This is a genomic window from Devosia sp. 1566 (genome assembly GCF_004005995.1).
GTDB lineage: Bacteria > Pseudomonadota > Alphaproteobacteria > Rhizobiales > Devosiaceae > Devosia.
The window spans coordinates 571395-592196 of record NZ_CP034767.1 but is presented as its reverse complement, the minus strand read 5'-3'; the positions used below and the strand labels follow the sequence as shown (position 1 = coordinate 592196).

The window sequence follows — 20802 nt, the reverse complement described above, 5'->3', positions numbered from 1 at the left end:
GCACCGGCTACGCTTCCTTACCCGCCGATTGATTACTGCCGCGCAATCGGCCTTGCTATGAATTCCCGTTGCCTAACCCGTGCAAATTGAACAATTTAATCAAAACGGGTAAAACATATGCCGATTCCATCTATTGAACTCTCAAGGCTGTCGCCGACAACTTTCGAACACCTGGTGAACTCAGTTGCCATGTCTGTTCTAGGCGCGGGACATACAGGATTTGGTCCCGGGCCAGACGGTGGCAGGGATGGACTTTTTGAGGGGACGGCACCGTACCCGAGTCAGACTGACAGGTGGTCCGGGACCTGGTATCTTCAATCAAAATTCAGAGCTCCGACGTCAGCAGGCGATCCCCAGAAATGGCTGATACAGCAGATTGAGGCCGAGCTCGAAGAGTTCGAGAGGGCTGGTTCGGACAGAGAGTGGCCAGATGTGTGGATCATCGCTACCAACATAGATCCGACAGCCGTGGCGAAAACGGGTAGCTTCGACAAGGCCCGCGCCTTGGTCAAGAAGGCTAACGCAAAACTAGCTAAGCGGTTTGATATATGGGGCGGGCAGAAGATCCTAACCTACCTTGCATCCAGGCCGGAGATCTCATCTTACTACGCAGAGTTCCTTACCCCAGGCCAGGTTCTTACGAGGCTTTATGACAGCATCTCCGAAGACCGTGCGTCAGTTAAGGAAATAGTTCGATACCTCGTTGCAACGCAGTTCGTCTCGCAACAACATACAAAGCTTGAACAGGCAGGCTCCGCGCAGGACACACGTCCGGGAATTGACCAACTATTCACTGACCTACCATGGTTGCACGCCGACGCCCGCAGGACGACACCGATAGCGGCAAGTATCAATTTCGCCGCCGCCAGGCCATACAGAAATTCCGACGTCGACAATTATGGCGACCATCTAAACGGATGGATGGAGGCTCCGCAAAGAAGTCGAGTCTGGTTTATCAAAGGCGGACCGGGCCAGGGAAAATCAACTGTCACGCAATATCTCGCGCAGATTAACCGCGCGGCTCTCATCCTTTCTCGTGAAATATCAGTTGCCACTCCCGTCAAGCGTTTAGCGACCAGGGTGCGCGAAGCAGCGAGCAAGCTCGGGACGTTTCCGGAGCTTCCGCGCATACCTGTCACCATTGAACTGAGACAGTTCGCCCAGTGGTTTGGGCAGCGGCAGCCTGGCCAGTCACCAGAAATTCTTGCCTACCTCGTAGAAGTAATCGGCTCCAGCTTAGCTCAGATGGTGCACGCCGGTACCCTGAAGAAGGCGTTCGGGGGCGGGCGCTGGCTTATGATACTTGACGGGCTCGATGAGGTCCCGGGAGATGTCAAAGACGCAGTTGCCGAGGCAATAACCTACTTCGTAAATGATGTACTGGTCGAATGCGATTGCGACGCCCTCATAGTCTGCACCTCTAGACCGCAGGGCTATTCAGGCCAGTTCAACCAACTGGGCGCTACCGTGGCCGAGCTGGCTCCTCTTTTGCCAGAGGAAGCACTTCAATGTGCCACTCCCGTGCTGGAAGTAGACAGATCGAGGGAAGAAGCGGACCGATATATCCACACCCTGAGCCAGGCGCTGGAATCACCTGCGGTACGGGAGATTATGACTACCCCATTGCAGTCCCACATTATGGCAGTGGTAGTGCGAGACGGTGGGCGCCCTCCGGAAAAGCGGTGGGAGTTGTTCACCACCTTTTATCGAGTAATCAAGCGCCGCGAAGCTAATCGAGACCTCCCTGACCGTCGTCTAAACGCCGTTTTGCGTGAAGGCGATAAGCTGTTGAAGGTGCTCCACAACCGCCTCGGCTTCGAGTTGCACAAGAGAGCCGAGACAAGCGAGGGCGCTCAAACCTCGCTCACAAGAGCTGAGTTCCAGAATGTAGTTCGGAGCTCTGTGATCTCCATCCAGGAGCACGACATCGAGGAAACGGTCGCGGTCTTGATGGAGGCGACGACCGATCGGCTAGTACTTGTTAGTACCCCCGAGAACGGCGAATTTGTTAGGTTTGATATACGCCCGCTACAGGAGTTCTTTGCCGCAGAGTACATCTATGAGGGAGTGGATATTGATCAACTCAGCGAACGATTCTCAATTATTGTCGGCGACTCCCACTGGCGGGAGGTAACGCATTTCTTGCTCAGCGCTTTAGTCAGCACCGATCGCAAAGGTGAGCTTGCCGTAGCTGTGCAATCTCTAAGACTAATTGATGAATTCGCTGATCCACCAGGGCGATCGATAAGGCGAAGACTTGCTATGGGTGGAATTATCACTGCCCGCCTAGCAAAAGAGGGGGTACTCGAAGACGACAGGAAAGTTCGAGCGCAATTCAGGACATGCCTGGCGCCCCTCTTGGCGGTCACCGATGCGGATCGATACCTCGCCAACGTTACCCCCGCCCACACGAGGCGTTGGCTGACTGATTTCGTTATAGAGACATTTCTTGGACAAGCTGAAGCTGAGGCACTAGGTGCAACTAAATTGTTGCTGGAATTGGTTGAAGAGACACACCCAAATCTTGATGCGGTAAGAGAAAGGCTCGAGAGCGTCTCAACAGACTATTTCTGCCAGTTCCTAACTCAAACGTCAGATGTTACCTGGAGCCGCCTGGCGCCGCCATGGCCGGCGTGGTTCGCGAAGGAGTTCGTTCACCGTCTCTCCCACGTTAGCTGGCGAGAGATACTTCTAAGAGACCGAGACATCCTTGATCAGTTTGCAAAGTCGGATGTGTCAACTGCGGCGCTTCGTAATACAGGGCTATCCGAGCTAGCTTGCCAGGCCATCTTATCTGCCATGCGGGATACCCCGAGCCGGTCAAGAGGAACGTCTAAACTTAAGTGGGGCATACTTGAGATCTATGCCCGCGAGGGCGGGATCGATGGCACTTGGGAGGCTCTAAGCGATGCAGACTGGTCCCAAATCCTCGGCCTAGGCGGCCTCTTCACTCTGATGGCCGCGTCAATTGCTGTGATCCTGAAGCGTCCGGGAGGAAATAAGATCCTCAACGACTTAACCGCTGGCCACTTTGATGATTTCGTGGAACTGCCCCCAGTAGTTACTGACCATTTCGACCTCAATAGTTGGAAGAAAAATTGTGACTCCTGCGGGGTCAGCAATTTCGTCAGGCCGAACTTAGACGGCAGCCACTCATACCTTACCACTGACAATCCGAAGAACCCTGATTACCTGTCTTTCGTCAAGCAGATGCCACTGGTTGCGTTTAATTTCGCGGCTGGCGCCCATGTACAATCTTCTAGCAGACAAATAAGAGCGTTCCTCGGCACCCCTGAAGGACTCGAGGCGTTTCGTGAAGGAATGAAAGAACAGACCGTAGGTCCGTGGAGCGTTCCATTCTTCGGTTCACCAGAGCCGGAGCTTGCTGATGTGATTGCAGAAATTAGAGCCCGCGGTGTCAACCTTTCTCACTACCGGCCCAGTCTAGGTAGATATTACCGCGAACTGATGCCGTTCAAGCTGGATTTACCTCAAGAAGCCTCGCTTCTTCCCCTGTTGCTAGACTTGGCCGCATCAGAGCTCGCTAGCCCATCCTTCAAACGCAAATCCGAGAAGCCACGTCGGATCGCCTCGATTCTGAACCTTTATGAGGCTCGTCCAGAACAGCTCTTCGAAATCTACCAGGAGGCGGCCTTATCAGATCACATCCGCTTGGCCGCTTTGGGTTTCTACCTCGCAGCAATGGATGATTCGAGTATCTGGCAGAGGGAAGCTGAGCACATGGAGCGTCTGTTTAAGGCCAGCGGAATGGCGTCGTTTGCCTTGCTGGTAGCAGAGCGTTTGGAGCCAGGGTTCGAGACGATGGAGGCGGGGGCAATAGCAATACTCGACAGGGTTGTAGAGGCCTCGCGCAATCTTTTCCACGTTCGGACAGCACTAACGCATGTGGTAGCGGGATGGCGTGAGATAGAGAGGGCCCCGGTCAGTGCATCGGACCCGGAGATCTGGGAGTCACCGGAAGTTTTGGAAGAAAAATTGGCGCGGGTATCTAAGTAGGCTCAGAGCTTGTAGCCCCCCTCCCCGTCCCCACCCTCCAAGGCACCACGGCGGTCTTCGAGCGGCACCCGTACTAGGGACAGGCCGCTCGCCGTTGTCCGTCGCCCGTCGTCCGTCGTCCGTAGAAGTATACCTCAACGGACTGGCTTCTATTGGGGGAAAGCTATGTCCGTACGGGTTGACACCACTTTACGGACATGCTGTCTAACGGACTCCATCCTTACGGACAGTAGGTATGTCGTGTCTACCATCCTTTATGCTCGTGTCTCCACCGCAGATCAGACCCTCTCCCACCAGCTTACCCAAGCCGAACAAGCTGGCTTCAGCATAGATGAGGTGGTCGCTGATCATGGCGTCTCTGGTGCCACCACCACGCTTCGTGAACGTCCGGAAGGACGGAGACTATTTGACATGCTACGGCAGGGGGACACCTTGGTGGTGCGTTGGGTTGATCGCCTGGGGCGCAACTACGTGGACGTTACTGACACCATCAAGGAGTTTATGCGCCGCGGCGTGGTGGTGCGGACCGTGATCAACAACATGACCTTTGACGGTGCCACAAAGGATCCCATCCAGATGGCGGTGCGGGACGCCCTGATAGGCTTCATGGCCGCTACAGCCCAGGCGCAACACGAAGCTACGAAGGCTAGTCAGCGGGCCGGTATCGAAGCCGCAAAGGCCGACGGTAACGTGTACCTAGGCCGAAAGCCGAGCTATGACCGTGGAGCCCTTGAGTTAGCTATGGAGATGCTGGCCAAAGGCACTGCCGGAACCAGTGAGATTGCGCGTACGACCGGGCTTAGCAGACAGACGGTCCTGAGGATAAAGGCAGAACCGTCAAAAGCGCTAGGCTCTTTGGCCAGCTGGGAAGCCCAGGGCAGCTAGGCAGTTTCTACCGCGCTGCCGCCACCAATCGTCGCCCTATAAGCAGTGGGCCGCAAACGCAGCGTCTTCTCGAGCGGACCGTCCAGAACAAAGATGCTTGGTTCAGGTCCCCAGTTGAATACCCTGTAAAGCCTGTAGGTAGCACCCTTCATTGCTGCTACGGCACGCTCTCGCTCCGAAAGATAGAAAGCGGCAGTGATCGGCCCCCGGGTCGTCTTCACCTCAATGAACGTATGAGCGCCGTCGTCGTCAAATGACTTGATGTCGTACCCTACGCCGTCTCCCTTATCTCGGGAAATCCACTGAACCTGCTCCGCCAGATCTAGTCGGCCTTTCTGCAGTAGACGTTGCTTTTCCAGCTCAAACACAAACCCCTCTCCCGCGGCGCCCAGTTCTCGATTTCTCTGATCCCTCTTTGCAGTATCGTAGTGCTTGGGAACCAACGAATCTAAATCAGTCTCTCTCGAGGTTGCTGGTACTGCTGGAGGCGCCACAAACACCTCATTCAACCTTCTGTCCAGCGGCCGGGGCACCACTACTGTGGCATCCAACTGGGTCTTAATCGGTCGGATTTGTGCGATCACTTGCTCGGCCAGGGCCGCTTGGAAGTTGCCCAGGGGCTTGTACCCAGCGATCCAAGGGAAGCCCAATTTATGCAGAACGGCGCTTATGTTTTGATGCTTGCGCTCAATTGATCCCGGGGTTCTCCGCACAGTTTGCATGAGGGCCCGCCTGTGGTCAGTCTTTGAGTACGCAACCCCAGATAATTCAGCACCCAGCATTGAGAAGTAATCGGCTACCACGGCCTCCACCTCTAAATGACTCCAGTCGCCTCCTACAGCCTGGTCCTGCTCCCGCAGTAGTTCCTCAAGCCGTTCAGATTGATCAGGATCAACAAGGATACCGCTGGATTGCGTGTTGATTTGCTGCTCACGCAATACTTCTTGGAGCCTCTCCAGAGGGATCAACACCTCCTTCAAGGGATCGACAAGCCTTGTAACCTTTACAGGCACCATCATGGCCCGTTCGTTCGGCTGAAAGGTTCTCATCGTCGGAGAGCCCGCTATTTCCCCGACGCCGAAGATACCTCGCATGCCCTTGCCCTGTTTCAAGAGCCAGACACGATCCCTATTCAAGACCTTTTTGAACGCTGCCACCTTCCAGGGTTCGACCACACTGTCTTTATCCTCAAGCTCCTTTAGCATTCGGAGAACATTGTCGTGCGGCCAACCCTCCGGCTTCCAAGTCATCAGCAGCGGCATTAAACCCCCCAGGCTTGCTTTAACCGGGCTGGTACATAAGTGGCCTAGGGAGAGCAAGCCGTTAGCCGCGACAAAGTACTTGAACCGTATATTCCTTTGCTGCTCGGACAATCTCTCGCACAGACGGGACGCCGGCATCGGCATCCTGATCCTCGTTAATGGTCGTTGTTCTGAAGATACTGAGGAAGCTCAGGACCTCGGAACTCTTGATGGCAAAGCCGAAATTCGGAGCAACATTGCCGGAGTCAGCCATCATCATTCCATCGTCCAGCTTTGCGACTGCAACACCGACCACTGCACCGTACGCATCCAAGATCGGGCCGCCGCTATTTCCGGGCTGAAGCCCAACGTTGCTGGTGAACCACTCACCACTGCCGCCCACGCCTGTCTCTGAGGAGACGATGCCCGTCCCGACGCTAAGTGAAGAGCCCATCAGGTCTGCTAAAGGATAACCGAGCAGCACTACATCTTCGCCAAGCTCCACCGGCGAAGTGCGGATTGCAGCCCAGCTAACGGGCACCCCATCAACTTTGATGGCAGCCAGATCCAACTCGGCGTCAGCGGTGATGACCCGGGCAGCGCCATACCCGGGCACGGTCACCACAGCACAACCCTCAACTACATGATTGTTGGTGACGATCAGCCCCTCTTGATTAACAAAAAAACCTGATCCCGCCGAGAGACTGCCCGTAGGAGGGCTGGAAGGCTTGTTCGATAATTCCGGTTTAGTGACCTCGTAGCTTTCTGTGTCCAGCTCTTCGTAGAGCGCGGTTGGATACGAGTAAGAAGCGAGGAAAGTGGCGAGCATAGTACCGCGTCTTGTTTCCTCGTCCGACCACTCCACGGAGTAACCCACGCTATCGGTAGAAGTTTGGGTGAAATGGACGTAGAACGAGCGTGGGCCGGTTCGACCTGAAACAACGAACCTGGACTCATCAAATACTCTGTAGGTCACCCTCCTGCTGGCATTTGTTGCGCTAAGCGCCTTGTAGAGATCCGCAAAGCTCTGCTCGCTGAGAGGCTTTCGTATGGTCTCTAAGCGAAGCGATCCATCAGGGCTGCCATATGCAGTTCCCCTCTTAGTTGGTCGCTGATCGGTGAGCAGCAGTTGTGGGACAATCAGGGTTATGAGCCCCCGCTCGTCAGACACAATGTTCATGCCGAGCCCCTGATAGATCGCAGCGGAGGCCTCGGTTAGCGCATCTTGGGCTGCCCTGGTAAGAACCCCCGTCTGACGCTCGCCCAGCTCACGTTGCATGGCCAAAAGCGCCTCATACGTCATCTGCCCAAACTCGCCGTCTGCAAGTGCAGAATAGTGCCCGGTCAGAATCAGACGGGATTGAAGCAACAGCCGCTCGTCGTCACTTAACCCCATGAACCAGACTGAGCTTTGCTCCAAATCGGCGCGAACGGTTGAAGTGCAAAAGGACAGCGCGGCAACTGCAGTGAACAGCTTGAGATGTTGCTTCATGATCGGGCCCCAAGATCATCTTTAGGGTGCAACGGTAGCTTACGGTGGGCAAGACCCCTCACTCCGAATGGCTAATTGCAGCGATTACCCCCCCCCGAGGGCTCTAGCTCCAGCCGCCCCGTACATCGAAGTACGACCCTGATTGTATCCTCCCACGGATATCCGCTCCCAGACCTAACGACGACGTACCGTCACGCGGACAAATCGAGTGCACGCTAGATAGCTCACACCTCCGACCCCCCTATCGATTAAAACGACGGGAATACGTGCCCTCTGGGAGGGGTGCCACTTCGATCTCCACACAACTTAAAGGAACAACTATCTGTTCAATCCTCGGGTGCAGCCGACCGCGCACTCAATACTCCGCACTGTGCAACACTCACCAGAAGCACCAGCGCCGCCACGGGCACCCCACCCAGAAGCCCATTCGAAAGACCGAACTAAACATCCGCACGAAGGCCATTCAGGCCTGGCTCAGCACCCGCTCTAGGCGAGCCGTATGGGACATGCTGGAGAGCCGCCTAGACAACCTTGTGCGCGATGCCGATCTCTACCTCCAGGCTTATGCCAACGGGCATCCCTCTCAGAAGCACCTCCGGGAAGCCTATGAGGTGGTCCAGAAGGTCTGTTATCGGGACGACCGCCGTGAGGTGATCATCGCCATGATGGCCGTGGGCTACCTCCATGACCTACAGCCCAGCCGCTTTGTCGGCACTGCCGATGCATTCGGCTTTCAACTTGCTCGAACCTTCCGCAGCTATGCCCCCTCCTTGAGCGTCGGTATTGGCTGGGACCATGTGAAAGGGAAGCCGAAGAACTACTACCGGGACACCTCAGCCAAGACCATGCGGTCTCTAGCGACCATCCTGCTGGAGACCGGTCTGCCTGCCTTCGGGGGGCACATCGCTGCCAAGGTGCTGGAGGACAAGCAACTCCGCCGCTATCGTGATGAGGAAGCGCTAACGCTGCTCCTGGGGACTCCTACACTTCGTGAGAAGGGGCACTGACCATGGCGATAGTGCACATTCAGCCAGCCTGCGGCGATCTTCAGGCGGTTTCCCTCGGCGCTCTGTTCGCCACTCACTTCCCACCACGGGAGGCAGTTCTGTCTCCATGGTTTCGTACTGGGGAGAGCTGTCTCATTTGGGCGGCTTCGGGTGTCGGCAAAACCATGCTCACCATGTCGCTAGCGCTCGCTATCGCAGGGGGCGGTAAGGTGTGGGAGTGGTCAGCGCCCCAGCCCCGCAAGGTTCTGATGGTGGACGGCGAGATGAACCAGATGGATCTACAGGAGCGTTTTCTCATGCTCTTGCGCTGCGGGGCGGTGAATCGAGTGGACAGGGAAGTGGCCCTGGCCAATCTGCAGATCATCCCCAGGCAAGCCCAAGCACCCGATAGTGAGTTCTACGACATCACACGGCAGGACCACCAAATGGCTTTGCTCGAGCGGTGCCAGAAGGGTGGATTTGAAGTCCTGATCATCGACAACCTCTCGACTGTCGCTGATGGATTGCAGGACGAGAACGATGCCTCGGCCTTCAGGACGGTCCAGTCCTTCCTGTTGCGCATGAAGCAGGCGGGCGTCACCACTATCCTGGTCCACCATTCCCGGAAAGATGGTGCTGAGCCACGGGGGTCCACAGCCCTGAACACCACCTTCGAGGTGATCCTAGGCCTCAAGAAACCCTCCGTCTCCACCCCTGGGAAGGCTTCGTTTGTAGCCACCTTCTCCAAGTATAGGGCTAAGGGTGACAGCAGCATTGCGCCCCAGACGTGGACCTTAGAGGAAACCGGCTGGAGCGTTGAAGATGACCAGCAGGATACGTTGGTTCAGACACTCAACGCTTTCCAGTCGCTCCGCTGCACCTCGCAGCAGGAGGTCGCCACGGCTCTCGGCGTGACCAAGGGCACCATCAGCAAACGGGTACAGCATCTCATGGCTCGTGGTGATGTCACTGCAGATGGACTGAAGGGCTACCTTGCTAAGGCGAAGCAGCTCCGGGAAGACACCGCTAAGGGCATCGAGGTGGACCTTGAGGGTGGCCTTGAAGACCCAGACAACAGCGACTTCTAGCACCCCGACGATACTCAGGAGGGGGGCTTTGCCCTCCTTCGCCAATGCCGTTTCCTGTTTCCTCTCTCTATAGGCGAGAAACTGGAAACCCATCATCAACATCGACAAGAGGAACCCTGGAGCAAACCGGGGCATAACTACATGACAAACACGATGAGTACCGCCACACGCCTGCTGATCTACACAGATGGATCATGCGTCGGAAATCCTGGCCCAGGAGGATGGGGCGCTGTCGTCCAGTGGATCAAAGGCGACCGCATAGTCAACGAGCGAGAGCTTTGCGGCGGCGACCCCGGCAGGACCACCAACAACCGGATGGAAATGCAGGCTGCGATCTCGACCCTGCGGGCCATGAAGATCGAGTACCTCATGGACGGGCCACTCCCACCGATCACCTTGCGCAGCGACAGCAACCTGCTCATCAAGGGGATGACCGAGTGGCTCCCCGGCTGGAAGCGGCGGGGCTGGCGTAAGGCTGATGGAAAGCCTGTGGAGAACGCCGAACTTTGGCAGCAGCTTGCTCAGGAATGTTGCGGCCTGGAGGTCACTTGGGAGTGGGTGCGGGGGCACGCCAAGGACCCAATCAACAATCGGGCCGATGCCCTAGCTAGACAAGCCGCTGAGCGCCCTTCCGCCCGGTTCGATCTCCCGACCGGAGAGAACTATGGGGGAGATGAGCCCGCTGCGTACTGGCCCAGCTTAGGAGGCACCCACTCCTCCTCCCTCGCTAATTCCTAGAAGTGCGATTGAAGGCCCTCAGCATTGTGCTGGGGGTCTTGCTCGCTCCGTTTTACTGGGCTTGCCACAGGTACACAGAATTGGTACACACAAGACCAACTGCGGCCGATTTTCGTCAATGAAATCAGCGACCGTCCGGACCTGAAACAAAATTCAATCCTGTCCGGCAGCACCAGTTTTCTTCCCTAGATAACAGATCTTCGCCCTGGCTCGTGCCGCTTCCGAATCAGGGGCGGACCAAGTCCAGTTCCTTGCCGAGGCTTTCCATGGCGGCTGCGAGCCGGTCATGGGCCGGGATGGCACCGGCGGCCGTCGTGAGCATCAGCTGCTGGATGTAATTGTTGTTGTAGAGGCTGATCATGAAGTCCTCGACCGGGAGCACCTCGACCGCTTCGGCCGGCACGGCGACCGGGAGCAGTTCGAGGCGTGGGCCGTCCGGCTGTAGCGGCACCAGGGCGAAAATATCGGCCAAGGCCGGCGCGCTGGAGCGCAGCCAGGCGCGATAAGAGGGAAGATCGGGGGCGCCATGGGGCAATGGCGCGCCCGCCTCGATGCAGGCGTCCCAGATCCGGTCGGGCACATGATCGAGCAGCACCGCGACGAGCCAGGCCTTGCGCAGCGACAGACGTGCGCATTGGCTTGCGGCGAAGTCGCGCTGCAGCAGGTGCCAGTGGGCGGCGAGCTGCTCCCGCGCTCCACTCGGCGCGGGTATGGCGCCCCCGTTGCTCACTGCAAATGCTGCGCAAAAAAATCCAGCGTTCGCTGCCACGCCGTTGCGGCGCTGGCCGCGTCATAGCTGGACTGCCGCTCATCGTTGAAAAAGCCGTGCCCCGCTGGATACAAATATACCGGCACCTGCGGATAGCGGGCGCGCAACTGCTCGATTTGCTCGAGAGGGATGCCGGTGTCGCGATCGCCAAAATGCATTTCGATGGGGATGGTGGGCGCCAGATCAATGTAATTGGGGATGCCGCCGCCATAAAAACCGGAGGCCGCGGCAAGCCCGAGCCCCGCATGCGCGGCGCGCCAGGTCACCATGCCGCCAAAGCAATAGCCGGTGATGCCGACCTTGCCCGCTTCCTTTGCCACCTCAACGGCGGCGGCCACATCGGCAAGACCCTGCTCCGGGCGGAAGTTGCCAAAGAAGGCCCGCGACTTGGCGAATTGCTCGGGGCCGTAATCGTTGACCTCGAAGCCGGGGGCCCAGCGATCCTGCATGGCCGGTGCCACGGCAAGGTAACCCTGCGCCGCAAAGCGGTCGCACACGGCGCGGATATGATGGTTGAGGCCAAAGATCTCCTGGATCACTACGACGCCGCCTTTGGCGGGCCCTTCGGGATCAGCCCGGTAACCCGCAATGCGCGCGCCGTCGCTCGCCGTCAGTTCAATGGTTTGGCCCACAATATCACTCCCTTGCCTCGCCCGTGGCGCAATGTCGGCCAGATGCAGCCGGCGGCGTTGTTGCACTCAACGCGTGAGCCGGCGATTGGAGCCCTTCGTTGCTGGCGTGGAAACATGGGGCCCCCCTCGCGTTAAGAGGGTTAACGGAGCAAGGAGGCTGCAATGTCAAACCAACACACCGCGCGTGGGCGCGCCCAGGACCGGGCACGCGTTGCTGGCGGGCAGGACCATGAGGTTCGTTATGAAGCCCGCAAGGAAGGCGTTTCCCAAGAGGAAGTGAAGGAAGCCGTTCAGGAAGTCGGCAATAGCCGCAAAAAGGTCGAGCAGAAGCTCGAAAAGGGCAACTAGCCCCGCTAGAAGGGCCGCACCAAGGGCAAGGACCCGACCTCCCGCGCCACTATTCGGAGCACTCCCTAAGCGTTTGAACGCTTGTGCGGAGCGCTGCCTGCAATAGTGCTGCTGCGGGAGACCGCGCCATGCCGAGCATCGTTTATCTCGTTCCCAACCTGGCCGATCCGGCGGTGGCACGCCGCATTGCCATGTTGCGCGCGGGCGGCGCAACGGTTTCCGTTGCCGGCTTTCTGCGCGGCGGCGCGGTAGTGCCCGAGCTCCATGTGCGGCATTGCGTTTGCCTCGGGCACACTTTTGACGCCCGGTTTACGCAACGCATCGCAGCCGTCCTCCGCGGCTTGCTGCGGATCACCAGCCGCTTGGCGAACTGGCCCAGGCCGGACCTGATCATTGCCCGCAATCTCGAAATGCTGCCCTTGGCGCGGCGGCTGCAAAACCGATGGGCCCGGCAGCCCCAGCTGGTTTATGAATGCCTCGACATCCATCGTTTGCTGCTGCGCCAGGACTGGCTCGGGCGCAGCTTGCGCGCGGCGGAGCGGCACTGGTCGAGCACTGCAGCGCTGCTGATCACGAGTTCTCCCGGCTTTCTGCGCCATTATTTCGATGCGCAGAGCAGTCTTCCCTCCCTGCTCCTCGAAAACAAGGTGCTGCTGACCCAGGGCGCCATCCCCCCAGCCCCGCGTACAATGCGCCCGAATGGGGTGATCAGGATCGGCTGGTTCGGTGCGCTACGCTGCCAGCGCTCGCTGGATGCGCTCGCCGCCCTAAGCGATCGCTGCAACGGCAGGGTGGAGGTCGTGCTTCGCGGCCGGCCCGCGCTGAGCGAATTTCGCGATTTCTTCGCGCAGATTGCCGGGCACCCCCATCTGCGCTTTCTTGGGCCCTACAGTGCTGCCGAGCTGCCCCAGATTTATGCCGAGGTGGATGCAAGCTGGACGATCGATTTCTTCGAGGAAGGCCAGAACTCGGCCTGGCTGCTGCCCAACCGGCTTTATGAAGGCTGCCGGTTTGGCGCCATTCCCATTGCCGTGGCCGGCACGGAAACGGCCGGTTATCTCCAGCGTCACGGCCTCGGCGTAGTTGTGCCCGATATTGCAGCCGCGACCCTCGACAATATGGTGGCGCAACTGACGCCCGAGCGGATGGAGAGGCTGGCCGCTGCTGTTGCGCAGGCGGAGCCAACCCAGTTCGCCCATGGAGCCGAGGACTGCCGCGCGCTGGTAGCGAGGCTAGCGAGCCTTGGCAGCGCCGAGACGCAGGCAGCGGGGGCGTTGGCGTGAGCGAGGCTGTTGCACAAGTCCCCGCTGTCGACAGCCCGCCAGCCGCTTCAACAAGTGTCGATATTTGTGTTTGCACCTTCCGGCGGCCGCACCTGGCCCTAACACTGGGTTCGATCGCCGCGATCGATGCTACCGGCGCCCAGATCCGCGTGCTGGTCGCCGACAATGATGCGGTCGCATCGGCAGCGTCCCTGGTGGAGGCGCAGCGCGCAGGTTTTCCCTTTTCCCTGCTCTACCTTCATGTCCCCTCGGCCAATATCTCGCTAGCGCGCAATTCCTGCCTCGAGCATGCCGATGCCGATTTCGTGGCCTTTGTGGATGATGATGAACTGGTCTCGCCGGGCTGGTTGAAAGCGCTTCTGGACACTGCCCGGCAGAGCCAGGCCGATGCGGTGCTAGGCCCGGTGCGAGCGCTTTACGAGCCTTCGGTGCCCGCCTGGCAGCGCGTGGGTGATTTTCATTCCACCCTGCCGGTTCAAACCGGGGGCGGGATCCGCACCGGCTACACTTGCAATGTCCTGCTGCGCTGCACCGCTGCCGTCAAACCGATGCGCTTTGACCTGGGCTTGGGGCAAACGGGTGGCGAAGATACCGAGTTCTTTTACCGCCTCACCGACGCGGGCGGCCACATTGCCTTTGCGCCCGAGGCCTGGGTTTATGAGCCTGTTCCGGCAAGCCGCACCGGCCTCGGCTGGCTCGTCCGGCGCCGCTTTCGCTCCGGGCAGACCTATGGAGCGCGGCTGCTCGCAACCGGCGAGAACCGGCCGCGAGCGGTAGCGCTCGCCAGCGCCAAGGCGGCGTTGTGCTTGGGACTGACCCTCGCAACAGCGTGGTCGCCCATAGCTTGGCGCAAGAACCTGCTTCGGGGCGTGCTGCATCTCGGCGTCGTGGGAGGCCTTTTCGGCACCAGGCAGGCCCGTCACTACGGCGCCTGAAGAAGGCCAATGCGAGACCCTCTTCTCACCCGCTCGCCTTTACTCAGTTAAAGTATCCGCAACTCCACCAATACTGTAAGTAGTTGTACTATTCATGCTCAGAAAACAACGTAATGAACTTGGTTGACCAGAATTACGCATAGACCGTATGCGTTCTGGGCATTGTTTATCTTCCTCATTCATGTTTTGTTAACTCGCGGCTTGGGACGCATATCACCCTGTCTTCGAGGATTACTTTCTGCCTGGTGCCAACAGCGCGTTCATTCCGCCTTGGGCGAGATGGGCCGCCGGTGGAGCACGCCACGGAAGCAATCCGGACTGGGGTCGCGTCGGTATGGTTGAGGCAAGGCACGAATGTCGCTGGTCAATTCTGATGTTTCCCGAATTTCGTCGTTCTCGGAACTGCCGCGCGGGGGCAAGCTGAAGCGCAGTTTCGATATAGGCGCGGCCGCCATCCTGCTGTTCCTGGCGCTGCCGGCCATGCTCATCATTGCAATGATGATCGCCACCTGGGATCCTGGTCCCGTGTTGTTCGCCCATGAGCGGATCGGCTATAAGGGGCGGCGCTTCCGCTGTCTCAAATTCCGCTCCATGGTGGTCAACTCCTCCGAGGTGCTTGCCCGCCATCTGGAGGCCTCGCCGGGGGCCCGAGCCGAATGGAACGCCAGCCAAAAGCTTTGCGCTGACCCCCGCATCACGCCCCTCGGTCAATTCCTGCGGATCACCAGCCTCGATGAGCTGCCGCAACTGATCAATGTGCTCAAGGGCGAGATGAGCCTTGTCGGCCCGCGGCCGATCGTTCAGGCCGAAGTGCCCCGTTATGCCGACGCGATCTCGGCCTATTGGAGCGCCAGGCCGGGGATCACCGGGCTTTGGCAGGTCAGCGGCCGCAGCGATCTGGACTATAACAGCCGCGTGGCGCTCGACGAGCACTATGTCCACACCTGGTCGATGCCCAACGATCTCAGCATTTTGCTGCGCACGCTCGTCGTCGTGCTCGTGCGCAAGGGCAGCCGGTGAGTTTCGGTGGTCTCCGGCCCATGGGGCGGGACCTCCGGTGACCGGGCACCTTGTGCAATCGGGGTGTGAGCCGCTGGTCAGCGTCGTCATGGCCAATCACTGCGGCGCACCCTTTCTGGCCGCCGCGATCCAATCGGTGCTCGGCCAGAGTCATGCCAAGCTGGAACTAATCGTGGTGGATGATGCCTCGCGTGACAACAGCGTCGAGATCATCCGCTCCCTTGCCGCGAGCGATGCTCGCCTCAGGCTGCTTGCCCTACCACAGAATTGCGGGCCGGCAGCCGCACGCAATGCGGGTCTCGACGCAGCACGGGGCGAATGGGTTGCCGTTGTGGATGCCGATGACCTGATCGAGCCCGACCGACTGGCGCAATTGCTGCACCTGGCCCGTGCCTTTCAGGCCGACATTGTCGCCGACGACCTGGCTTTCTTTATGGAGGGAGCGGCGCCGCATCACCGCTTGCTCGGCGGCCTGGAACTGTCGGAACCAACCACCATCACGCCCGAAATGCTGATCACGGAACGCGCGGCGGCGCGCGGAGCCAGCGTCCAGTTCGGCTATCTCAAGCCGATGATACGGCGCCAGTTCGCCAAAACCGCGCGCTACAACGAACAGCTGCGCATTGGGGAGGACTACGAACTGCTGCTGCGCCTGGTGCTGGAGGGTGCAAGGCTTTGCGTCACGCCGCAGAGCTTTTATCATTACCGGCGGCATAGCGCGTCGCTCTCGCATCGGCTGTCGACCAATACTGCGCGCGCCATGCTGCAGAGCCATGATGACCTTGCGCGAGTTTACGCTGCAACATCTCCCGGCATCCGGGCTGCCTTCGAGCACCGGCGCCAGATCTTGAGCGAGCAACTGGCCTATGAACACTTGGTCGAAGCACTCAAACAGCGCCGGTTCGGCACTGCCGCCAATGCGGTGCTGCGCCGGCCCGCTCTCATCCGCCGCCTCGCTGTTTCTGTGCGCGAACGGCTCGCCCGAAGGGGACACCCGGTCGTCCTATTCGGTTGAGTTGTCGCCATGACGCTCGCAGTCCATTCCCCTCGCGCTTTCAGCCTTGGCTGGCAGATGCGCCTCAATCTCGCCGCCCTGTTGAGCGCGATCTGCCTCGGCGCCCTGCAACTCGATCCGCTGCTGGGTAGCCGGGCCATCCTCCTGTTCCTTGGCTGCGGCGCCGTGTTGGTGCTCAGCAATCTGCGGCACAACATCCAGGGCCTCCTGCGCTTCTGGCTTATTCTGCTGCTGCCGCTTTATTGCCTGGCATCGACCTTGTGGTCCGAAGCGCCCCCGGACTCCTTTCGCGGTGCCATCCAGCTTTGGTTGACGGTCATCATTGCCATCACCATTGCCGTTCGGGTGCCGCCGCGCTCTGCCCTGCGTGCGATCTTTGTCGTGATGTTCCTCACCATGATCGCCAGCGTGTTGTTTGGCCGCGTGCGCGCCGATATCGGCGCCTGGGTCGGCATTTTTGGCAGCAAGAATGCCTTTGCCGCTGCGGTGTCCGTCTTCCTCCTGGCGTCCCTCGCCACCCTGGGCGACCGGGCCGGCTCAGCACTGGAACGCTGGAGCGGGCTTGCCGGGCTGCTGCTCGCTTTGCCGCTGATCGTGCTGGCCCAATCGGCCGGGGCCATCATCGTGGTTTTGCCGGGAGCAGCCTTGATCATGATTGTGCAGCTCATGCGCTGGTTCGCTCCGACGCACCGGGTGGTGCTTGCCGCCGCCCTCCTCATGCTCGCTGCCGCCATGTCCCTGCTGATCGCCGCATACTGGAACGAGATCATGCAGCTCGTGCTCGAGAGTTCGGGCAAGGACGTTACCCTGACCGGCCGCACCGAGCTTTGGGCGGTTGCGCTCGATTTCATCAGCCAACGGCCATGGTTCGGCATGGGTTTTCGGGCCTTCTGGCTGCATGGCTTTGCGCCTGCCGAAGCCTTGTGGGCCCAGTTCGGCATCGGCAGCCGCAGTGGCTTCAATTTCCACAACACCTATCTGTCCAATGCCGTCGAGATCGGCATTGTCGGCGTCGCCCTCCAGGTGGTGCTGCTGACAACGGCCTTCATCCTCACCCTGCGCTGGAGCCTGCGCGCTCCCTCTGCCGCCAATGCGTTCTTTGCCGGTTACCTGACCATGATCCTTTGCACCTCCATGGTTGAGGTGCAGGTGTTCTACCAGTTCAGCTTCCAAACCGTGGTGGTGCTGCTGGCCCTGGTTTACGCCATGCGCGCCGCGTCTCAAATTCCCCGCCGCAGCCCTCTGCGTTACAGCAGGTAACGCACCCCCTGCCTCACCGGCTCACGCGGCGGTTGCCCGGTCGCAAGTTTGTCGCGAACAATGCCACCGGCCACCGCCGCCCAGGCGGGCCCGCTCAACCCCAGTTGGCGGCAGGCTGCCGCAAGGCCCTGCTGCCGCCGGGTATCGAGAAAGCGGCGGAGCTCGAACTTGGCCCGCGTTTGGCGCAGATGCACGAGCAGGGCGCTGCGGGCCGCTTGCGGCAGGTTGGGATCGCGCAGCAGCGCCGCGTCCACCTCAACCAATTGCTGCAGATCAACGGTGCGATGGCGCCCACTCAAGCTATCGGCTCGCACCAGCGCCCGATACCCGCAAGAACGCACCACCGCAAAGCGGGCGCCGCGGGCCAGCAAACGAGCATAAAGGTCATAATCTTCACCCAGCCGCAGCGCGGGGTTGTAGAGGCCGCCGCTGCGCAGCAGCGTTTCGCGCCGCAGCACAGGCTTGAGGAACCCGTACTCACCCCGGTTCACCCCCGCCCGCGCCAGATTGCCGGCCACGAACGCCGCCAGACCTAGATAGAACGGCTCGCCTATCGAACGTTCGGGGAGGACGACCTCAGGATCGGCCACAAAGGCGATGTCGTCGGCCAGCAGATCCCACGCCCCTTTGAACTGCGCCAGGCGCTCGAAGCGGCCGGGCAAAAAGGCGTCATCGGCATCCAGAATGGCAATGAACGGTTCGTCGCTGCTCTGGATGGCGAGGTTGCGGGCATAAGCCGGCCCCCGGTTCTGCTCGAGCCGCAATACCGTAACCCGATCCGTCCCCGCCCCTTCCCGCCGGGCGAGTTCACCAGTGGCATCGCGTGAGCCATCATCCACCACGACGACGCGCCGCACTTCCGGCTCCGCCAGTGCCGAGCGCACCGCGCGCCCGATGGTTGCGGCAGCATCCTTGGCCGCAATGATCACGCAGACGCCGCCGGCCAGGCCCCCGCCCCGCTGGCTCGCATTGGCCTCAGGCGTGCTGTCGCTCACGGGCAAGCACCTCAGCAGGTGATCGATTGGGGGAACAAGCAGCGCTCCCCAGGGGCCGTATAGCCAACCCAGTCCACTTCCATGGTCAGGGGAGCGCCGGGGTCCTGGAACTTGCCCATCCAGTCGCTCAGCGTTTCGGTAGACCACAGACTGAAGTAAAGCTTTTGCTGATGCTCGGGGGTCGGTGCCGGCTCCCCTAATTCATGCACCGGCGCGCCGTTGACGTAATAGCGCACCCGCCCTGGCTCCCACACAAAGGCATAATCGATAAACGCCTTGTCGGCCGGCTGCGGCAGCAGCGGGGTGGCCAGTTCCACGCCCTTGCCACCGACATAGCCACCGGCCTGCACCCGCGCGGGGTCCTTGAGCAGGATCTCGAAGTCGATCTCGTCATGCACCTCGCCGATGGGCGGGCCGCCATAGGTGAAAAAGGCCGCGTTCAGCCCCGGCGCCTCCGGCGGGGTCTTGAGCCGGGCTTCATAGGTGCCATAGCTGAACCGGGCATGGCTTTGCAGTTCCCCGCAGCGATAGAGCCGGTTGGCGGCCGGATTGCGGGAAAACCCCACCTGCAGCACGCCCCCGGTTACCGCGATCTCGTTCTTGGACCAGCCGCAGCTTTGGTGATTGCCATTGCTCCAGCCATCGGAGGCGAACCAGCGCTCCGAGTCCAGCCTGTCGAAATCATCGAAAAAGCTCCCGCCCAGCTCGCGCTCCTCGGCGTGAACGCCGCCAAGGGCAAAACAGGAGGCCAGCAACATCACCGTCAGCGTGTGGGCAGGCATGGTGCCACCTCCGAATTGATGCGTCATGGGCTCGCAACCCTGATGGAGCGGGTGACCCGGATCACGTCGCCGGGCTGCAGTTCACTGGTCTCGGTGCCCGCGGTTTCGCTGCCGGCCCGAACAATGGAATAGCTATAAGCGACCAGCTCATCCCCTTCGGCCTGCAGCGCGGCGCCCAAAATTATGGCGTCCGTGATCAGCGCTTGCTGGGTATTAAGCTGCACATTGAGCTCGTCGATCTGCCCATCCACCTGCTGCAGCTCAGCCGTGAGCTCGGCCGTGCGATCATTGTCAAGCGCGGCAAGGTTTCGGTCGGTATCGCTGATGCTTTGCTGGGCGCGCAGAATGGCGGTGCCAATATCGAGCAGCCGGGTTTCGAGTTCCGCCACATTCTGCTCAATGGCCGACACCCGCGTATTGGCGGCAAGGCCATCGCTGGCCAGTGACTTGATATTGCCCAGCTCACGGCGGGCAATCTCGAGTTGCCGCTCCACCGTCGCCTGCTTTTGCGCCAGCGTTGTCAGCTCGCGATTGAGCAGGTTGATCAGCTCGCGCAGCGATGCCGCCTGCGCCTGCGCCCGGCTGGCATTGGCGCGTAGGATCGCCTGCTCTACCGCCACCACGGCGGCCCCATCCGCCACCGCGCTCAGTTCGGACGGGACCGGCACCTGGCTTTCCCCATCCAGTTCGGCGGTGAGGCGCGCGCGCCGCGCCAGCAGGCGGTGCAGCTTGCCGCGGGCCACTTCCGCGCTGCCACTAGCGCTGATCAGATCCCGCTCACCGCGCAGCAAGGCATCGGCAGAAATGCGCTCGCCGCCTGCGAGGCTTACCGCCTTGATGACATTGAGCCCCGGCGTGAAGGGAAACTGCCCTGGCGCCTGCACATCGCCGGTCACAAAAACCGGGGCATAGGCGATGATCCCGACGGTGACATCGGGCGCGATATTGAGCCCGAAAACCTGCTGCAGCCCCTTGCTGATCTCCCCGCCCAGTTCGGCCGGCGACTTTCCCGCCGCCGCAGCCTCGCCCAGAAACGGCACCGGCACCGAGCCGTTGGGGCCGATCGACGCTTCTCCGGCGAGCGCGGTCCATTCCCGGAATTCGCCGGCGCTGGGCAACCACTCCACCACCTTGATGGCAATGCGATCCGAGACACTAAGCCGATAATCGCCGGCCTTGGCCTGCACCGAACTCGTCAGCGCCAAAATTACGGCAAGCAGCGCCGTTCGAGCAAAGCTGCGGCTGTTCAGCGGCATGGTCGTCACCGGAATAATTTCCTTGTCGCCACAGCTGCGCGCCTCATTGTTGCAACACCA

Annotated in this window: 18 protein-coding genes; 11 read left to right on the top strand and 7 right to left on the bottom strand. The window is 60.2% G+C overall.

The genetic code is table 11. The features are described from left to right. The first annotated feature begins 117 nt into the window (after nucleotides 1-117). Nucleotides 118-4017 (top strand): hypothetical protein, encoded by a 3900-nt coding sequence (locus ELX51_RS02835; protein ID WP_127752090.1) that lies wholly within the window; start codon nucleotides 118-120, stop codon nucleotides 4015-4017. Nucleotides 4018-4257: 240 nt separating this feature from the next. Beyond that, entirely contained in the window at nucleotides 4258-4902 is a 645-nt protein-coding gene (locus tag ELX51_RS02830) for a recombinase family protein (protein ID WP_127752089.1), read from the top strand. Here ELX51_RS02830 and ELX51_RS02825 read toward each other — a convergent pair. Continuing rightward, nucleotides 4899-6164 carry a DUF3883 domain-containing protein gene (locus ELX51_RS02825; RefSeq protein ID WP_164854728.1) on the bottom strand — a complete coding sequence of 422 codons (1266 nt, stop codon included), beginning with the start codon at nucleotides 6162-6164 and terminating at the stop codon, nucleotides 4899-4901. The two genes, ELX51_RS02830 and ELX51_RS02825, sit on opposite strands and share 4 nt — an antisense overlap. A 61-nt stretch (nucleotides 6165-6225) precedes the next feature. Beyond that, nucleotides 6226-7635 carry a serine protease gene (locus tag ELX51_RS02820; protein ID WP_127752087.1) on the bottom strand — a complete coding sequence of 470 codons (1410 nt, stop codon included), beginning with the start codon at nucleotides 7633-7635 and terminating at the stop codon, nucleotides 6226-6228. Nucleotides 7636-8141: 506 nt separating this feature from the next. Here ELX51_RS02820 and ELX51_RS02815 point away from each other — a divergent pair. From ELX51_RS02815 to rnhA, 3 genes are all read left to right on the top strand, one after another. Next, nucleotides 8142-8642 (top strand): hypothetical protein, encoded by a 501-nt coding sequence (locus ELX51_RS02815; RefSeq protein ID WP_127752086.1) that lies wholly within the window; start codon nucleotides 8142-8144, stop codon nucleotides 8640-8642. 2 nt (nucleotides 8643-8644) lie between these two features. Beyond that, complete coding sequence (locus tag ELX51_RS02810) at nucleotides 8645-9709, top strand: AAA family ATPase (RefSeq protein WP_127752085.1); 1065 nt, start codon at nucleotides 8645-8647, stop codon at nucleotides 9707-9709. A 141-nt stretch (nucleotides 9710-9850) separates the two neighbouring features. After that, a complete protein-coding gene (gene rnhA, locus ELX51_RS02805) occupies nucleotides 9851-10447 on the top strand; it encodes a ribonuclease HI (protein WP_127752084.1) in 597 nt (198 codons plus the stop codon). A 226-nt stretch (nucleotides 10448-10673) separates the two neighbouring features. On the opposite strand, the gene ELX51_RS02800 is transcribed toward rnhA, so the two are convergent. Next, complete coding sequence (locus tag ELX51_RS02800; protein ID WP_127752083.1) at nucleotides 10674-11177, bottom strand: hypothetical protein; 504 nt, start codon at nucleotides 11175-11177, stop codon at nucleotides 10674-10676. After that, nucleotides 11174-11848 carry a dienelactone hydrolase family protein gene (locus ELX51_RS02795; RefSeq protein WP_127752082.1) on the bottom strand — a complete coding sequence of 225 codons (675 nt, stop codon included), beginning with the start codon at nucleotides 11846-11848 and terminating at the stop codon, nucleotides 11174-11176. Before ELX51_RS02795 ends, ELX51_RS02800 begins: the two co-directional genes overlap by 4 nt. 162 nt (nucleotides 11849-12010) lie before the next feature. On the opposite strand from ELX51_RS02795, the gene ELX51_RS02790 reads away from it, so the two are divergent. The 6 genes from ELX51_RS02790 (at nucleotide 12011) to ELX51_RS02765 (ending at nucleotide 17709) form a co-directional block, all read left to right on the top strand. Beyond that, nucleotides 12011-12196, top strand: a complete 186-nt coding sequence (locus ELX51_RS02790; RefSeq protein ID WP_127752081.1) for a DUF3606 domain-containing protein — start codon at nucleotides 12011-12013, stop codon at nucleotides 12194-12196. A gap of 128 nt (nucleotides 12197-12324) precedes the next feature. Then, on the top strand, nucleotides 12325-13479 hold the full coding sequence (locus ELX51_RS02785; protein WP_127752080.1) for a glycosyl transferase family 1: 1155 nt from the start codon (nucleotides 12325-12327) through the stop codon (nucleotides 13477-13479). Then, a complete protein-coding gene (locus tag ELX51_RS02780; protein ID WP_127752079.1) occupies nucleotides 13476-14414 on the top strand; it encodes a glycosyltransferase in 939 nt (312 codons plus the stop codon). Before ELX51_RS02785 ends, ELX51_RS02780 begins: the two co-directional genes overlap by 4 nt. A gap of 354 nt (nucleotides 14415-14768) precedes the next feature. After that, nucleotides 14769-15434 carry a sugar transferase gene (locus tag ELX51_RS02775; RefSeq protein ID WP_127752078.1) on the top strand — a complete coding sequence of 222 codons (666 nt, stop codon included), beginning with the start codon at nucleotides 14769-14771 and terminating at the stop codon, nucleotides 15432-15434. Nucleotides 15435-15471: 37 nt separating this feature from the next. Then, a complete protein-coding gene (locus tag ELX51_RS02770) occupies nucleotides 15472-16449 on the top strand; it encodes a glycosyltransferase family 2 protein (RefSeq protein WP_164854726.1) in 978 nt (325 codons plus the stop codon). Nucleotides 16450-16458: 9 nt separating this feature from the next. Next, on the top strand, nucleotides 16459-17709 hold the full coding sequence (locus tag ELX51_RS02765; protein WP_127752076.1) for an O-antigen ligase family protein: 1251 nt from the start codon (nucleotides 16459-16461) through the stop codon (nucleotides 17707-17709). Here ELX51_RS02765 and ELX51_RS02760 read toward each other — a convergent pair. From ELX51_RS02760 to ELX51_RS02750, 3 genes are read right to left on the bottom strand one after another with little or no spacing between them, the layout of a single operon-like run. Then, nucleotides 17697-18704: a glycosyltransferase family A protein gene (locus tag ELX51_RS02760; protein ID WP_248305230.1), complete on the bottom strand. Its 1008-nt coding sequence runs from the start codon at nucleotides 18702-18704 to the stop codon at nucleotides 17697-17699. The genes ELX51_RS02765 and ELX51_RS02760 overlap by 13 nt on opposite strands. A gap of 11 nt (nucleotides 18705-18715) precedes the next feature. After that, entirely contained in the window at nucleotides 18716-19486 is a 771-nt protein-coding gene (locus ELX51_RS02755) for a family 16 glycosylhydrolase (protein ID WP_127752074.1), read from the bottom strand. A 23-nt stretch (nucleotides 19487-19509) separates the two neighbouring features. Continuing rightward, nucleotides 19510-20742 (bottom strand): polysaccharide biosynthesis/export family protein, encoded by a 1233-nt coding sequence (locus tag ELX51_RS02750; protein ID WP_248305312.1) that lies wholly within the window; start codon nucleotides 20740-20742, stop codon nucleotides 19510-19512. Between the last annotated feature and the right edge of the window lie 60 nt (nucleotides 20743-20802).

Coding starts and splice junctions, on each gene's coding strand:
- ELX51_RS02835 (WP_127752090.1), top strand. CDS start 118: ATGCCGATTCCATCTATTGAACTCTCAAGGCTGTCGCCGACAACTTTC.
- ELX51_RS02825 (WP_164854728.1), bottom strand. CDS start 6,164: ATGCCGCTGCTGATGACTTGGAAGCCGGAGGGTTGGCCGCACGACAAT.
- ELX51_RS02820 (WP_127752087.1), bottom strand. CDS start 7,635: ATGAAGCAACATCTCAAGCTGTTCACTGCAGTTGCCGCGCTGTCCTTT.
- ELX51_RS02815 (WP_127752086.1), top strand. CDS start 8,142: ATGCTGGAGAGCCGCCTAGACAACCTTGTGCGCGATGCCGATCTCTAC.
- ELX51_RS02810 (WP_127752085.1), top strand. CDS start 8,645: ATGGCGATAGTGCACATTCAGCCAGCCTGCGGCGATCTTCAGGCGGTT.
- rnhA (WP_127752084.1), top strand. CDS start 9,851: ATGACAAACACGATGAGTACCGCCACACGCCTGCTGATCTACACAGAT.
- ELX51_RS02790 (WP_127752081.1), top strand. CDS start 12,011: ATGTCAAACCAACACACCGCGCGTGGGCGCGCCCAGGACCGGGCACGC.
- ELX51_RS02785 (WP_127752080.1), top strand. CDS start 12,325: ATGCCGAGCATCGTTTATCTCGTTCCCAACCTGGCCGATCCGGCGGTG.
- ELX51_RS02775 (WP_127752078.1), top strand. CDS start 14,769: ATGTCGCTGGTCAATTCTGATGTTTCCCGAATTTCGTCGTTCTCGGAA.
- ELX51_RS02765 (WP_127752076.1), top strand. CDS start 16,459: ATGACGCTCGCAGTCCATTCCCCTCGCGCTTTCAGCCTTGGCTGGCAG.
- ELX51_RS02755 (WP_127752074.1), bottom strand. CDS start 19,486: ATGCCTGCCCACACGCTGACGGTGATGTTGCTGGCCTCCTGTTTTGCC.
- ELX51_RS02750 (WP_248305312.1), bottom strand. CDS start 20,742: ATGCCGCTGAACAGCCGCAGCTTTGCTCGAACGGCGCTGCTTGCCGTA.